This window comes from Metabacillus dongyingensis, from assembly GCF_019933155.2.
Taxonomy (GTDB): Bacteria; Bacillota; Bacilli; order Bacillales; family Bacillaceae; genus Bacillus_P; species Bacillus_P dongyingensis.
In genome coordinates this window covers 192,440-208,414 of the sequence record NZ_OK052578.1, presented here as the reverse complement: position 1 = coordinate 208,414, position 15,975 = coordinate 192,440, and the positions used below count along the sequence as shown (strand labels likewise).

The 15,975-nt window shown below is 37.1% G+C and carries 10 protein-coding genes, 1 pseudogene, 1 riboswitch and 1 other annotated feature; of the genes and pseudogenes, 4 read left to right on the top strand and 7 right to left on the bottom strand.

The genetic code is table 11. From position 1 onward, the window contains the following. The first annotated feature begins 45 nt into the window (after positions 1-45). Positions 46-573: an isochorismatase family protein gene (locus tag K8L98_RS25735; RefSeq protein ID WP_243551106.1), complete on the top strand. Its 528-nt coding sequence runs from the start codon at positions 46-48 to the stop codon at positions 571-573. A 573-nt stretch (positions 574-1,146) separates the two neighbouring features. Here K8L98_RS25735 and K8L98_RS25730 read toward each other — a convergent pair. Further along, the gene (locus tag K8L98_RS25730; protein WP_243551104.1) at positions 1,147-2,424 is read right to left on the bottom strand and encodes an IS110 family RNA-guided transposase; all 1,278 of its coding nucleotides are present in this window, start codon (positions 2,422-2,424) and stop codon (positions 1,147-1,149) included. Between the two features lie 471 nt (positions 2,425-2,895). Beyond that, positions 2,896-4,827: a fructose-1,6-bisphosphatase gene (gene fbp, locus K8L98_RS25725; RefSeq protein WP_243551102.1), complete on the bottom strand. Its 1,932-nt coding sequence runs from the start codon at positions 4,825-4,827 to the stop codon at positions 2,896-2,898. A 927-nt stretch (positions 4,828-5,754) separates the two neighbouring features. Between fbp and K8L98_RS25720 the strand changes: the two genes are divergently transcribed. Continuing rightward, positions 5,755-6,324: a biotin transporter BioY gene (locus K8L98_RS25720; protein ID WP_243551100.1), complete on the top strand. Its 570-nt coding sequence runs from the start codon at positions 5,755-5,757 to the stop codon at positions 6,322-6,324. A 130-nt stretch (positions 6,325-6,454) separates the two neighbouring features. On the opposite strand, the gene K8L98_RS25715 is transcribed toward K8L98_RS25720, so the two are convergent. Further along, a complete protein-coding gene (locus K8L98_RS25715) occupies positions 6,455-6,898 on the bottom strand; it encodes a GNAT family N-acetyltransferase (protein ID WP_243551098.1) in 444 nt (147 codons plus the stop codon). A gap of 184 nt (positions 6,899-7,082) precedes the next feature. Then, positions 7,083-7,790, bottom strand: a complete 708-nt coding sequence (locus tag K8L98_RS25710; RefSeq protein ID WP_243551096.1) for a DNA alkylation repair protein — start codon at positions 7,788-7,790, stop codon at positions 7,083-7,085. Positions 7,791-8,427: 637 nt separating this feature from the next. Between K8L98_RS25710 and K8L98_RS25705 the strand changes: the two genes are divergently transcribed. After that, complete coding sequence (locus K8L98_RS25705) at positions 8,428-10,026, top strand: APC family permease (protein ID WP_243551094.1); 1,599 nt, start codon at positions 8,428-8,430, stop codon at positions 10,024-10,026. A 113-nt stretch (positions 10,027-10,139) separates the two neighbouring features. Here K8L98_RS25705 and K8L98_RS25700 read toward each other — a convergent pair whose 3' ends face one another. Continuing rightward, the gene (locus K8L98_RS25700) at positions 10,140-11,498 is read right to left on the bottom strand and encodes an amino acid permease (RefSeq protein ID WP_243551092.1); all 1,359 of its coding nucleotides are present in this window, start codon (positions 11,496-11,498) and stop codon (positions 10,140-10,142) included. A gap of 59 nt (positions 11,499-11,557) precedes the next feature. After that, positions 11,558-11,813: a binding site (T-box leader), on the bottom strand. 315 nt (positions 11,814-12,128) lie between these two features. Continuing rightward, positions 12,129-12,290, bottom strand: a pseudogene (locus K8L98_RS25695) (helix-turn-helix domain-containing protein); the annotation flags it as partial. 135 nt (positions 12,291-12,425) lie between these two features. Between K8L98_RS25695 and K8L98_RS25690 the strand changes: the two are divergent. Beyond that, positions 12,426-13,430 (top strand): DUF3231 family protein, encoded by a 1,005-nt coding sequence (locus K8L98_RS25690; protein WP_243551090.1) that lies wholly within the window; start codon positions 12,426-12,428, stop codon positions 13,428-13,430. A gap of 360 nt (positions 13,431-13,790) precedes the next feature. Continuing rightward, a riboswitch (SAM riboswitch) is annotated at positions 13,791-13,897 on the bottom strand. Between the two features lie 245 nt (positions 13,898-14,142). Here the strand turns inward: K8L98_RS25690 and K8L98_RS25685 are convergent. Beyond that, the gene (locus tag K8L98_RS25685; protein WP_243551089.1) at positions 14,143-15,882 is read right to left on the bottom strand and encodes an ABC transporter ATP-binding protein; all 1,740 of its coding nucleotides are present in this window, start codon (positions 15,880-15,882) and stop codon (positions 14,143-14,145) included. Between the last annotated feature and the right edge of the window lie 93 nt (positions 15,883-15,975).

Sequence of the window (15,975 nt, the reverse complement as noted above, 5' to 3'; positions counted from 1 at the left end):
TCCACTTGGTATATTTAAAAAGAAACTAACAGGAAGTGTTATTTGATGAAACAGGCTCTAATAATCATTGATATGCAAGAAATTTTCTTTAATTATCCCCAAAACTATTTATTTAATAATGAGCAATTAGTTATTAATATAAATGAGCAAATTAAGCAAGCTCATGAAAAAAATATACAAGTTATCTTCATTCAACATACTAGCCAAAACGAAAAAGACGAACTTTTTGAAGGGAAAAATGACTGGAAACTTCATAAAAATTTATTAGTATCCTCTACCGATAAAATTATCAAAAAATCAAAATGGGATTCGTTCTATCAAACTGAACTCTTAGATTATTTAAGAACCAATGAAATAGAACAACTCATTTTTGCAGGAGCACAGACTGAGTTTTGTCTCGACACAACTATTAGAGCTGCCTTTAGTTTAGGGTATCAAAAAAATCTACTTTTGAAAGAGACACATAGTACATTAAATGGTGTAATTTTAAATGCAAGTGATATTATTAATCATCATGAGTCTATTTGGAATAATAGATTCCTAACTGTTATTGATGGTGAAACAAAATTATAGATTACTACTTAAAGAACGGTTATTTACCGTTCTTTTTCTTTTAGAAAAAGGGCAATTGCTCCACTTCCGCTTTTGAATCTTTTCTACATAATGTGTTGATGTGTTGACCTCAAAAATATATTCGAGTGGAATGTTAGCTTCTTTTCTTCAACTATACTCCCTCTATAAAGAAAGAGATAACTCTTGATTTCTCGCTTATTCTTAAGTTTGCTATAAGATTTATTTATATAAGACACTTTAAGTATGGATAGATGTTGAAAGTAAGGGTAATTTTGGTCACGAAGAGAAAAAGAAAGCTCACCTACCTAGCCACTTTAATCCAAAAAGTGGTTAACTAGTAAAAGTATGGTCGCACTGGTGGATGTCCACATGTCTCATGGAGGTCAACCCTCCCATGTCTCACAGAGTCTACGCTCCAAAATTCCTTCGTCCAACCTTTCCATGAGGTGGATGTCAGTGATGCTGCCCGACAGGATCAAAGTCCGTACTTTAATTGTTTTACTGACTAATCCGTGCTTCAAATGTCTAAATCATATTCCAAAATAAAACCCATTGAATATTAACTAATGAACCCTAAGCTGCTTTCAGTAATGGTGCCATATGGGGAATATCCTTCAACATTCTATCTTCACTAAATTCACATTGTTTTGTACCAATCGTAAAAAGAATTCGTATCAGCTTATTACATATCGCTATAAGAGACTGCATTTTCTTTAGAGGATTTGTTTTACGTGTTGTAAAATACTCATGTAAAGCTTTAAAAGCAGTGTTCTTAGCTACCAAAGGCATTGCTACTCGGAAGAGGAGAGCCCTTAGTGTCTTCCTGCCTCTCTTTGTAATCTTCGTTTGTCCTTTGTGCTTTCCAGAGGTATTCTCCTTTAAACTCACCCCAGCTAACTTGATGATTTGTCGAGGGTGAGAATAGTAACTTAAATTCCCTACTTCCGAAAAGAAGCCAGCTAAAGTGTCCTTGCCGATTCCTGTGATGGCCAACATTTGTTGAACACCTGGTATCCGTTCAAGGAGTCCATCAATATCAGATTCTAGTTCTTCGAACTTTTCATTTATTAACTCATACTTGTCTAGTAAAGTGCGAAGCTCTAATTTAGCCATCCTTGAACCTCCACGAATACCAATAGAGTCTTTGGCTACTCGTTTAAGTTCTTGGATTTTACTGAGTCCAACCGCACGCTTTACAGCTTTTCTGAGGTGAATAAGGATCTCTTGTTCCTCGACTCTCTCTAACTCATGTGGTAATACGTTTAACTTTAATATTTGTAATGCTGCTTTTCCTTCCCAATCCTTATACACTGTAAAAAATTCAGGAAAATATCGATCTTGAATTTGCCCCTGCACAGCTTGTAAGTCAACAAATAAGAGATCGCGTATTTTCCTTGCCACACGAAGTTCTGCATAAACTCCTTGTGGAATATTCGGTTCGGCATATCTTCCATCTTTGACTAGCTGTGCAATGACTTTAGCGTCCTTTACATCATTTTTGGTTGGAGAATTATCATCTAATTCTTTAGATTTCTTCACATGCATAGGATTTACAACGACAAACTTAATCTCCTCTTCTTTCAGAAAATGAGCGAGGTTGAGCCAATAATGAACTGTCGGCTCCATTCCAATAATCACCTTATCCATGCCGTGTTGTTCCATTAAATATTTTATCCAGCCTAAGAAAAGATCAAAATGTGATTTGGTATTTTCAAAGTGACAAGGTGTACCAAACTCTAGGCCTCTAAAGTCTTGAGCACGAGCTACATGCTTGTACTTCGCAATATCTACACCTATAATCAGTGTTTCAGAAGTAATTTGAGCAATCTTTTCATTTTGGTTATAATTCATATTGAAGGCCTCCTGGTATATATGTTTTGTCCTTTTCGCTGCCCGGCTTCAGGACACTCATATCATACCAAGAGGTTATTTTTTTGTTCACCTCATTTTTCCTCATTACAGGAATGCTGCCCTTTAATGGAATATCCATTATTTATATCATATAAATCCCATTTAAATGTGGTCTGTCAGTAGTCATCAGGCAATAAAATATTGGGAATTCTCAGGGCCAATTAGCACAAAAAATAACAGGTCTAATCCATATGCGAATTAGCCTGCTATTTTTAGTGCTATTTACTGTTTTCCCTCCGTAAACGGAACCCCTTAGAATTACTCACCTGGTTTTAAATCTGAAGTAATTCTTTAACAATCACCACAAGGGTTTCACTCTCTTAATTGTTGTTGGTTTGGTTTAGCGTGGTATTACCTGCTACATCACCTTCTGTGAACATTAAGTTACCTTCTCTCCCATTCACTAAAACTTTAGCTATAGCGATATTCCCTCAGACTATTCAAAATAGAGATTTCTTGTATTAATTCCTCTCCAACATTTGTTTCTAGAACCTTTTTTCTCTCTAGTTCTTTATCCACCAATCTTTTTACTGATAAAACATCTGTTCCATTTAGTAGAACATCTTCTTTTGAATTAAAATGTTTATGTGCAACAAGTTGCATTCCGTAGGAATTATATAATAAAGTGTATCCGGCAATCCCTGTTGTTGAATGATAAGCCTTGGAAAAGCCTCCATCAATGACAATTATCTTTCCATTTGCTTTGATTGGATTTTCTCCTTCAATTTCTTTCACTGGTGTATGGCCGTTTATTATATGGCCTTGATCAGGATTAAGATCAAACTCTGTTAGGATATTGCGGCAGACCTCATCATTTTCACGTAAATAATAGTATGGGTTTTTTTTCTCTTTATGGGTTGCCTTATCCTTAATGAAATACCTTTCAAAGGTTGTCATTTCTCTTTTTCCAAAGAGTGATGAATATTCTCCTGTCCATAAATACCAGACCATATCTGTTGCAAGATCATCTGTCTCTTCAGGATGTGCAAAAGAATATCGTAAATAATGTTCAAAAACATCAAGTAATTCACGACCTGCATAGGTTTTATCTTCAATTGTCATTTTTTCCATATTTCCTTCTTCATCTAAAGGAATACAGCCGTGTATTAATAGGTTTCCATTATATTTCAAATAAAGACTGCCTTTTTTCATCAGAAAATTCATATGTCTAGCAAGCTTTTCCGAGTGCTGAACTGAAAATAACAGCTTGTCCATTACTTGCTCTTCTTCCTCTAATAATTGATCTGGCTGCTCTGGATTAACAGTTGCAAAACAAGTATTTTCTAATGGATATGTTTTCCCTTGTATCGTGATGTTATTTTTGTCATAATCAATTTTCTCAAGCAATAGCCTTTCCGACATATTAAAGCTCGAGCGTCTTTTTATAATTGGACTCTCAAGCTTGAACTGAATCATCGCAATCGCTTGATGAATTTTTGTAATTTGTAATTGTTCTTCCTCAGAAATATTAGCATCTGATTGGATTTTTGGTCTAAAGACCGGGTTGTCTCCATAGTACTTCTCCGCTAAATTAAGAAGTGGTCGTAGATTGATGCCATACACATCTTCAATAATATCCAAATTATTGTAGCGAGCACAGATCCGAAGAATATTCGCGAGACAAACCTTTGAACCAGCAAAAGCACCTATCCATAGAACATCATGATTCCCCCACTGAATATCGACAGAATGATAATTGATAAGAGCTTCCATAATTTTATCAGGTTCAGGACCTCGATCATAAATATCCCCCACGACATGAAGATGGTCAACAACCAATCTCTGAGTCGTATAAGCAAGACCTATAATGAGCTTATCAGCTTGTCCGAGGGAAATAATTTGCTGAACAATTTTTGAATAATAAGGTTCCTTAAAATTCGTGAATTCATCCGTTTTGTATAGGAGCTCCTCAATAATATAAACAAACTGATTAGGCAATGCTTTCCGTAATTTCGAACGTGTATATTTGGAGGATGCATAAGAAATCAGCTTAATCATACGCTCAATGATTACTGTGTACCATTGGTGTAATTCTCTTTCATTGTCAAAATTATTTTTAAGTAACTGAATTTTTTCTTCAGGATAATAAACTAATGTTGCAAATTCTTTAATTTCTTTTTCAGTTAATACCTTTTTATAAATGTCTTCTATTTTCTCTTTTACCTTACCCGATCCATTTCTCAACACATGTTGAAAGGCTTGATACTCCCCATGTAAATCACTGACAAAATGTTCTGTCCCCTTTGGTAAATTAAGAATGGCTTCAAGATTAATAATTTCCGTTACCACTTTTTCTTCACAATCATACTTTTGGGCAAGTAAATCTAGATATTTTGTGTTCAAAATCATGTATCCCCTTTCAAAATATACTATTTATATTCCCTTTTAATAAATTGAGATTAAATACTTATTATAAGATAAACTTAAAGGTTCTGGTGCAAAGATTGTATTTATTTGAAAGAGGTATTTAGATTCCTAATGGGAATCTGATCTTATTCATTCATTCTAAATAGTTGATGAAAGAACTTTACTTATTTTGGACAGAGATAAACACATGGGTCGTCCTTCACAACGAGAAAAAAATAGAAGAAGCCCTACGATTATATAATAGCAAAATACGAATGGATTAAGTGTGAAAAACATCGTGAAACTGAGTACCTAAAGTAACTTTATAGTGGCAATCAGAAAAAAACGTGCAAACAACCTAGAAGAGGTGTCGCACATTTTGAATATTCCAACTTAATATACTTCTCAAAAATCCGATGCACTGCTTAAGCATCGCGCCCATTAATTGGATCCTGGGCACATGTCGAATGGGCCACAATGAAAGAGCCACTGCATCAGATGATAGTAAAACTGCTAGCCAAACATCCTGTCTAATCTAGGTTGCAAACATAAACGAACAGTAAAATAGGAACAAACAGCTGGCTGGTATGAGCTATTTTCTCCTTCTGCACTGAATTGTCGCTTTCCTTTTAATTATTTATCCATTTCAGATAAGTGGGACTTCTTTGACATACCTGTTCTGCGAATAAAAGCATCAACTTTCACATCTGCCTTTATTTCTGAAAAGTGAACATCGTTCCATAGAATATTTTTCCTAAGTGATATTTAATTGGTGTTCCTAATATTATGATGATGATGTTAATAGGGAACGATGCGGGAGTAACAAGACCGCCTTGTTGCCGTGTAAAAAAAGATTCCAATTTTCATCATAATTATGTTAACATGATTATTAATTTAGTTAACATATTAAAAGGAGACTCGAAGATGGTCGTAAGAAATGAAAGATTAAGAATGTTAATTTTATGTTCTATGTTCGCTGCCATTACCGCTGTATTAGCTCAAGTCGAGATTCCATTACCTATTGTGCCAATCAGTGGACAAACACTTGCGGTAGGACTTGCGGCAACGATTCTGGGCAGTAGATACGGAGCTCTATCCATAGTCTGCTATGTAGCCCTTGGAGCAGTCGGGTTACCTGTTTTTGCCGAAATGAAGGCTGGATTTTCCGTACTTTTTGGCCCTACAGGCGGATACATATTTGGATTTATTTTAACTGCACTTATAACTGGGTTTATCCTGGAGAAAACATCATTTACGCTTAAGATGGGTATGATTGCTAATACGGTTGGAATGATCGTCACGTTATTGATGGGAACCATTCAATTAAAACTCGTACTAGATTTTTCATGGTCTGAAGCATTAGCGGTCGGAGCCTACCCCTTCATTGCAGTGGGACTAATAAAAGCCTTTTTAGCAAGTTGGATTGGAATTACCGTGAGAAGGCGATTAGTACAAGCGAATATGCTTCAACAGAAACAGGATATTCCGGCATAAATAATAAAACCAGCCAGTCCCTGCTCTTTATGAACTTGGGATGGCCGGTTCAAATTTAATTTGGAGAAATCGGGCTTTTTTCAATACTCCATAAACGCGCCCTTTAATTGAATAATAGATCAAACGGTTATTAATTCAAACTTAATTCATACTGATAAAATTGTGAATCCCGTATGTATCCATTTTTTTCATATAGCCTTTGAGCAGAATAATTATCTGGTGCTGTACTAAGACTTATACTTTTAGCACCTGTTTCAATGGCGTATTCTTTTGCTTTATACAAGAGTAATTCTCCTATTCCTTGTTTCCTTGCTTCTGCATCTACATACAAGTCATTTAATATCCATGCTCTTTTCATGGATATTGATGAAAATGCAGGATAAAGTTGAGTAAATCCAACATACTTTTGTTTGTCTTTAACAACAAATATCACAGAATCCTTGCTCTCTAAACGTTTTTTTATGTAAGTCTTAGCACCTTCTATATCCGATGTTTGTTGATAAAACACACGGTAAAAATTAAATAAATTTGATACTCCTTCTAAGTCTTCAATTGTAGCTTGATATGTTTCCATTTGAATTCCCTCCCTATTTGATCGAATTATACACTTTATGGAGGTGAAAAAACATTACGATACCAGCTCAAATCTTTAAGTAATGCGCCCGTTGTTGAATAGCCACCGATCCTTACTTGTCAACAACCTTCGAATGATGTACGGAGCTCTCGTTTCGGTTAGTGTAGGTACACTACAAACTATACTAACACCTTACATATTTGCGTTTGAAACCAAGCTTACCTCTATCTAATTCCTTTTGAATATTTTCGGACGCAAGCAGGATGCTGCTTTTTTTCTTGCCCCGCTTGATTTCGACTGGGCCTACTGCCTTAGCCGTTTCAACCGCCTTATCATGAAGCGGCAAATATGAAATTCCGACAGTGTAAATAAAATTATTCATAGCGGATTTTGTTCGATCTGGAGAATCATGAATCGTATTTTTCACCTGATCAAGCTTACTGGCAATCGAGCTTTCGCTAAATTCAGCGTCCGGGCGATTACCCAAAAGCCAGCAATAACAGCTCCACCCTGCCGACATTTTAAGTTCTTCACCGCTTGCGATCCATTTATCCGCAACAACTTGCGCAAATTCGGTTTCTGCTAAAGTTACTGCAACTACATAATCTGACAGCATATAAAAATACGCTGAATCAATCCAACGATCAAAATCTTCCTCAGTCATTGTCATTGGGTCAGCAATGATGCCGGCAAAATACATGGCGTCATAGTTCCCTGTGGCGTAAAGCTGCTCGGCTAAAGGCTGATTTTTCTTGATTTTCTTTGCGAGCGGCTTCATTGCGCCCGTAGCCACGCCAAAAAGCGGCTCGTGTGCACCATTGCTTATGTAAGTCTTTTTAATTCGTTCCTTACCGAGCGCTTCCAGTTCCTGCATAACCATTTCAAAATCCATCGTTTTGCACTTCCTTTCTTTATAAACATACCCACTTCATTGTAACACCATCTAAATCGTATTCTTTATCAAGCAATGCTTTAACTTGAGGTAAAAGATCTAAAGTAGCATGCCAATCCAGAGAAGTCAGATCAAATACATTTTCCCCGTGCACCTTTGGTACAAATTAAACCTGAACCTAATAAGACTTCATTAGGTTTTTGAACGAATAAACATTATTCATTACTGGGAAACTCTTTTTTCTGTATCTGATCAAGAAAAACAGAAAGGTTATCCCTTATTCTCACTACCTCTTTTCAACATTTCCATCTTCATAAATTCTTGAACTTAATTCCTTTATCCTGCCGTTTATTAAAAAAGAACTACATAAACAGCTCACCGATCTTCAACGTAAGCGCCCAATTCCTCAATAAGAAAAGGCCGATCAGGTAATAAACAGCTCCAGCTAACTTCAGGGCAGGCCGAAGATTCTACAATTTGAAATCACGCCATAAATTAAGTGTTAAACTGCATAGCAATATTTAATGTATGAAATGTATGATTACGCAAAAACCGACGAAGAATATTAAAAAGACGAAAGATATTATAGTAGAGGGGGCTAGAAACGGGGATTTTAGGATAATTAAGGAGGAAGTAGATGTCACATCAAGGACCATTCAAAAAAACGATATCATTATTAGATCTTATACTCATAGGATTAGGAGCTATATTTGGCTCGGCCTGGCTTTTTGCCGTAAGTAATGTTGCTTCAAAGGCAGGTCCGATTGGAAGTTTATCCTGGGTAATCGGAGGAATCATTGTTCTTTTAATTGGGCTGGTTTATGCAGAGTTGGGTGCAGCTCTACCACGAACTGGGGGGATTTTACGGTATCCTGTTTACTCGCATGGCCCCTTGGTGGGATACCTTATATCTTTCATCACCATCGTTGCTTACACTAGCTTGATTTCTATAGAAGTAACAGCGGTAAGGCAATATATCGCCTATTGGCTTCCCGGACTTACAATAAAAGGGTCAGATTCTCCAACCATTGCAGGATGGCTTGTTCAATTTAGTTTGTTGTGCCTCTTTTTCTTGCTTAACTATTGGAGTGTAAAAACATTTGCCAAATCGAATATCATCATTTCGATTTTTAAATATTTTGTACCACTCACTATCATTGTAGTGCTAGCCTTTCATTTTAAAGCCGAGAATTTTTCTGTAGGAGGATTCGCTCCCTTTGGAGTACAAGGGATTCAGGCTGCCATTTCAACGGGCGGGGTAATGTTTGCCTACCTGGGGCTTCATCCAATTGTATCTGTAGCAGGAGAAGTCAAAAATCCACAGCGCAACATTCCTATCGCTTTGATTGTTTGCATTGTTCTTGCAGCGATTATTTATACTCTCCTTCAAGTGTTGTTTATCGGCAGTATTCCTACAAACATGCTTTCAGATGGCTGGGAGAAAATTCAAACTGAGTTCGCACTCCCCTTTAAAGATATTGCTGTAGCATTGGGCATGGGATGGCTAGCTACAATCGTCGTGCTGGACGCTATTATATCACCAGGAGGAAATGGTAATATTTTCATGAATACTACCACTCGCTTAGTTTATGCATGGTCTCGTACAGGGACGCTGTTTAACGTATTTTCCAGGGTGAACAAAAAGACAGGAATACCGCGGCCATCTTTATGGCTGTCATTCGTATTATCCGTTTTTTGGACACTTCCATTCCCTTCTTGGAACGCGCTTGTAAATGTATGCTCAGTGGCACTAATACTGTCGTATGCAATTGCCCCTGTCTCTGCTGCTGCTTTCCGGATAAACGCAAAAGATCTTCATAAGCCGTTTACGCTAAAAGGGATGAGTATTATTGCACCGATTTCCTTCATCTTTGCAACTTATATTGTTTATTGGTCTGGATGGAAGACGATTTCCTGGCTGCTCGGTTCTCAGCTGCTAATGTTTGTATTATATCTTCTCTTTTCGAAATATGTGCCGAAAAAAGAGGTTGGCTTGGCACAGCAGCTAAAATCGGCATGGTGGTTAATTGCTTACTATATTATGATGCTGATCATTTCCTATTTTGGTTCATTTGGAGGCGGGCTTGGTCTACTGAAAAATCCATGGGATCTTATCATAATTGCCATAGGTGCTCTTGTCATTTACTACTGGGCCAAGCATTCCGGATTGCCAAAAGCGATTATTGATAATGATGCCCCTGAGCATGAAGCATCAAAAGAGGCTGTTCGAACTTAACCGTGCCATAAAGAGGGGCCAATGGAGAAAATGGACTTTAGTTCATAGTGAAAAAAATATAAAAAAAACACCACTTATATAATAAGCAGTGTCTCTCTTTATTAAAGGGAAAATCATGCAGCTTGTCTTCTGGCAAAACGTGTACGGGCTCCAAAGTAAGCCGCTGTAATCAATAAATAAATTAAGAGTGTGATAGTCGTCACAATAATGGAAGTAGTAGCAATTACACCAATCAATATAGCAAGCAGCGCCAATAGAGCTATCCAAGTCGTGTAAGGAAAAAAGCGAACATTGTAGCTGACTTGCTGTGTCTGATTTTTGCGAGATTTCAAATGCGCCATCGCAATAATAATCCAAATACATAAAACGGTATATCCAAGAGAACCCATTAAATAATTAAAAGTCTTGCTTCCAGCAAATAGAGAAATAAGCACCCCTACATACAGCGAAGATGTACAAGCCAGTATCGCATAAACAGGCACCTGCTTTTTAGACACTTTTGCGAATAGTTTTGGAACACGTCCATCCACCGCTTGTGTATACAGGACACGCGACGATGCATATAGTCCGGAATTCATAGAAGAAATTATAGCTAACAATATAATGGCGTTCATAATGTGATCCGCATATGGAATTCCTATCATTTTAAACACCGTCACAAACGGGCTCTCCGGAACGCCATTCACTTGATTCCAGGGGATCAGGCTCACAATAATAAAAAACGGTAAAATATAAAAAGAAATAATCCGCGTCAATGTGCCTCTTACAGCTTTTGGTATAACCTTTTCTGGATTTTTTACCTCTGCCAAAGTAACGCCTATCATTTCAGTACCGCCGTATGAATAAATCACCACAAGCATCGCCATAATCAATCCATGTATACCATTAGGGAAAAATCCGCCATGCTTTGTAAGATTAGAAAAGCCAGTTGCGGCATGGTCTTGAAACGGTACTAATAAAATGATTAAGCCAAAGATGATAAATAATACAATTGCACTGATCTTTAACAGGGCAAGCCAATACTCAGTTTCTGCAAATATCTTTACTGAAAATAAGTTTACTAGGGTAACGATGGCAGAAACCATTAAAGCCAGTATCCAAACCGGTAAGTCCGGAAGCCAGTACTGCAGAAAAATAGCGGCTACCACTGATTCTGCTGCTATATTTAGCACCCACATTTTCCAATATATCCAGTCAAGAAAGTGCGCGGCATAACCACCTAAAAGCGGCTGAATTAAATCACGAAATGTTCTAGCCTCTTTGTTCCTTACTGCCATTTCAGCAAGGCCCTGCATAATTAAAAGCAATATGATTCCTCCAATCATATACGCAATAATTACTGCCGGGCCTGCCATATCGATGGCTGTGCTGCTTCCTTTAAATAACCCTGCACCTATAGCTCCTCCGAGCGCCATCATCATAATATGGCGTGATGTCATGGTTCGTTTTAAACTCTCTTGTTTGTTACTCATACATTTAGCCTCCTAATCTATGTTGTGTTGTAAGTATGCAAAAAAGCCCATCGTCTCTTAAAAGAGACGATGGGCTTTAGGCCAACCGCGGTACCACTCTTATTGACTCCTATTCTTACAGAGTCCAGCTTAGCGCACAGTATAAAATGCTAAACCTTGTAACGTAGGTTAATCGTTAGAACCTAAGATAAACATATCCTATTCAGCTCTACCACTCCTAGGCGAGTTCAAAGTGCCATGTGACTGCGTTCCACCACCCCGCAGCTCTCTGCTCATCATGTACATTCTTCTACTTTTCCTAATCATAGTGTTCGTTATTTCCATCATGTAATGTCGTGCACAACTAATATATTGCTATACTATACAAGCTGAAAACCTCATTGTCAATGAATAAAATGATTTTTCTAAAACTTTACTGATGACCTTTGATCCTTTACGCTCCTCATCCTTCTTTCCCACTTTTGTTTCTTAAATTCTCTCCTAAATTCGGTAAATGAAGGAACTATTCTTTATACACTGGGTTGCACGCGGATTTTGTGCACTAAGAAAATTTCAACAGAGCTTGTTTTGCTTGGGGCTTGACTGGAACTTCGTTAATCTGTTTCTTAAATAATGATTTTTTTAATAATATTCGAAGTTATTACGCAGTTGATTGATTAATTCTTTTGCTGGTAAAGGTACGTAAGTCAAAGGTACAAGAGGCGCTGTATAAACGGCTCCTTTTTTTAATAATTTTGCCAATACTTCATATAACATTGACCTAGGTACGCCTGACCTTTTAGCTATCATGTATAATGGCGAAATATAGTTTCAATAAGAAAAAGCCGCCGTAAATGGCAGCCTATAACTGAATTAAAGCACCCTTTAGTTTAATAAGAAATTCATATCTATTGCTGAATGAGTAAATAATATTCAAGAGGTGATAATGTGGATAAGAATAAATTAAAACTCACATCTTCTGAAATAGGAACGCTATGGGGACAGTATATAAACGGAACAATGACTGACGTAGTAAATAGATATATGCACTCTATTATTGATGATGAATCAATTAAAACAATTTTTAATGATGCTATTAAGACGTTTGAAAAACAAAAGCAACAACTCGTAACTTTTATTGAAAACGAGGGTTTTCCAGTTCCAATTGGATTTACTGAATCTGACCTCAATAAAGGGGCAGAGAGATTGTTCACGGACATTTTTTGCTTAAATTATTTACATATCATGACTTTACATGGTTTGTTAGGACACACCACTTCATTAGGCGTTTCTGTTAGAGAGGATTTACGGCTTTTTTACGATTCATGTGATAATGATGGAAAAAAAATGTACCATCAAACCATTGAGTTATTGCTTGAAAAAGGGCATTTCCAGAGAGATCCTTTGTTTTACCCTACCAAAAATCCTGAATTTATTTCCAGTAAAGATTTCACAGATGGATTTTTCGGGAAAGGCAGGCGTTTGTCTGCAACAGAAATCATAAGTATTTCTTTAAACCTTAAAAAAAGTATTATGGCTAAAACACTTTCTATTGGATTTAGTCAGGTCACTCAATCAAAAGAAGCAAGAAAGTTTTTAGAGGATTCTGAGAAATCCGCTGATGAACAAATACAAGCTTTTTCAAAAATAATGCACACAGATAATTTACCAGTTCCTAGGTCGTGGGAAACAGAAGTGACAACTTCAACGGACTCTCCTTTTTCCGACAAATTAATGATGTATCATGTTGGTTTCTTGTTTCAAGCTGCACAATTTTATCATGGAGCAGGTTTAGCATCAGCCATGCGAACAGACCTTGTAGCGACTTATGAAAGCATCATACTAAAAAACATAATGTTAACTAAAAAATGGTTTAATATCATGGTACAAAATAAATGGTTAGAACAACCACCACTTGCTCCTAATAGAAAAGAAATAGCAAAGGAAAAATAATATTACTATAGTTTGTATATGAGAATAAAAGTCCTTTTAGAGCTAGGTATAGCCCAAGGCAAAATCAAATTAAGAGAATGTGTTCAGCGAGAATACTCAGTTTATTTACAGGGAATAATTAAGTATGCATCCGAATAATCGGGTGCCTTTTTATTGGAATCAAGCAACCGTTCGTTAAAGATCAATTTCTGTTGCTTAGTAAGTCCTATCGTAAAAATCATCCAAGAACTGTGACTATTCCTCGATTCATGTAAAGTATAAAACAGAAAGGTATCGGAAATCTTCACCCCTCTTCAAATATAGAGTAAATAAAAACTCTTTCTAAAATAAGAAAGAGTTTAGGTTTGAATCGAATATCTCATCTTATCTTTCAAGCCCATTCCTGCTTGTTGGAATGGGCACAGTACGTATAAAAGCCTGTTGTCGAGGTTTCATAGGGCCATTCCCTCCACCTCTCTAAATTAGAATATATGTTTTTTTACATAACTTGATAGGCTCATCTCTCATAATGATAAATACACGAAAGGCTTCCATCTCTAGTTCTCAGGTTACTTGAATGAAAGCCAGTGAGCGAATTCCATTAAAAAGTTTGTTGTTAATATCAAATTAATAAAATAAATCAGATGTGCCATGTCGGAATTCAAAATAATAGGTAGTTACTATACTACTATATGAATTTATGTATTGTACAGTATAGTAAATGTGGGTTTCATTAATTCTTCACCATTGCGACCCAATGATCTTTAGACACTTCAATAAGCTCAGAATTCAGCAAGTTGTACTTGTCGTCTGCAGTTTGTTCTTGCAATAAAACCCGTTTCTTTTTTGATTCAATTTTCGGATCCGGTATTGGAATGGCAGAAAGCAATGATTTTGTATATGGATGCTGCGGATTTGAATACAATTCTTCACTTTCTGCGAGTTCAACAATTTTTCCGGCATACATGACGGCAACACGATCACTAATGTGTTTCACCATCGACAAATCATGGGCAATAAATAGATACGTCAATCCAAGTCTATGTTGTAAATCTTCAAGCAAATTTACGATTTGTGACTGAATAGATACATCAAGTGCTGACAAGGGTTCGTCACAGACAATGAATTTAGGCTCCACAGCAAGCGCCCGTGCAATGCCGATACGCTGACGCTGTCCTCCTGAAAACTCATGCGGATAACGGAGAGCATGAGAGGGTTCAAGACCAACCATTTCAAGCAGTTCCTCAACTCTTCTCCTGCGCTGTTCTTTACTGGAGGTAAGTTTATGAATATCAATGGCCTGACCTATGATATCCAGTACTTTTAGCCGAGGATTCAGTGATGAATATGGATCCTGGAATATGATTTGCATGTGACGCCTCATTGTTTTCAATTCCTTTTTTGTTAACCGGTTAACTGACATTCCCTCGTATAAAACTTGGCCGTCAGTCGGTTCATGAAGCCTTAAAATTGCACGCCCAGTCGTGGATTTTCCTGAACCTGACTCTCCAACTAAACCCAGTGTTTCCCCATGACGTATAAAAAACGAGATATCATCAACGGCTTTTACTGTATTTCCCTTGCCCATATCAAAGTGCTGCTTAAGAGACTTGACATTAAGTAATGGTTTCTCAGGATCATTTTGGAAAGCTGAAAGAGGTGTGCGTTTCTTTTTCTTTTTTTCATCTAGCCGGGGCAAAGCATTTAATAATTTTACAGTATACGGATGCTTTGGACGCTCAAAAATTTCTTCTGTTGTTCCGGTTTCAACGATTTCCCCATCTTTCATTACAATTACACGATCACACATTCCCGCAACAACGCCAAGATCATGGGTAATCAAAATGATGGAAGTGCCTAGACGCTGCTGAATATCTTTCATCAAATTCAAAATCTGCGCTTGAATGGTAACATCGAGCGCTGTTGTGGGTTCATCTGCAATTAGCAGTGTTGGCTGGCAAGCAAGGGCAATCGCAATCATAACACGCTGTCTCATGCCTCCCGAAAACTCATGCGGATATTGATGGAACCGCTCTTCGCTGTCACGAATTCCAACAAGCTTTAACATTTCTATCGCATGTAGTTTTGCTTGATCCTTCGCCAGATTCTGATGTTTTATCAGACTCTCTGCAATTTGTTTTCCAATACGGACAGTAGGGTTTAGGGACGTCATTGGATCCTGAAAGATCATTCCTATATCACGGCCTCTGATCGATTCCATTTCTTTTTCTGATTTAAGTGCGAGATTTTCACCTAAAAACGTCACTTCTCCTTGTTTGATGTAAGAAGGTGGTGATGGCAATATGCGCATAATTGTTCTCGCAGTTACACTTTTACCACTCCCGGATTCTCCGACAATACCAAGGGTTTCCCCTTTTTCCACTTCAAAACTTACACCTCTGACTGCCTCGAACTCCTTTTCTCCACTCTGAAATGCCACACGTAAATTATTAACTTTTAAAATCGTTTCCAACGTCTTCACCTGCCGCTAATAAATAATTGAATGAAATGATTGCTCTAAAAATCGATTGACTTTTATTAGATACTTAACCTAAAATATACTAAA

Coding starts and splice junctions, on each gene's coding strand:
- K8L98_RS25730 (WP_243551104.1), bottom strand. CDS start 2,424: ATGAATTATAACCAAAATGAAAAGATTGCTCAAATTACTTCTGAAACA.
- K8L98_RS25710 (WP_243551096.1), bottom strand. CDS start 7,790: ATGGATTTTGAAATGGTTATGCAGGAACTGGAAGCGCTCGGTAAGGAA.
- K8L98_RS25705 (WP_243551094.1), top strand. CDS start 8,428: ATGTCACATCAAGGACCATTCAAAAAAACGATATCATTATTAGATCTT.
- K8L98_RS25720 (WP_243551100.1), top strand. CDS start 5,755: ATGGTCGTAAGAAATGAAAGATTAAGAATGTTAATTTTATGTTCTATG.
- K8L98_RS25715 (WP_243551098.1), bottom strand. CDS start 6,898: ATGGAAACATATCAAGCTACAATTGAAGACTTAGAAGGAGTATCAAAT.
- K8L98_RS25700 (WP_243551092.1), bottom strand. CDS start 11,498: ATGAGTAACAAACAAGAGAGTTTAAAACGAACCATGACATCACGCCAT.
- K8L98_RS25735 (WP_243551106.1), top strand. CDS start 46: ATGAAACAGGCTCTAATAATCATTGATATGCAAGAAATTTTCTTTAAT.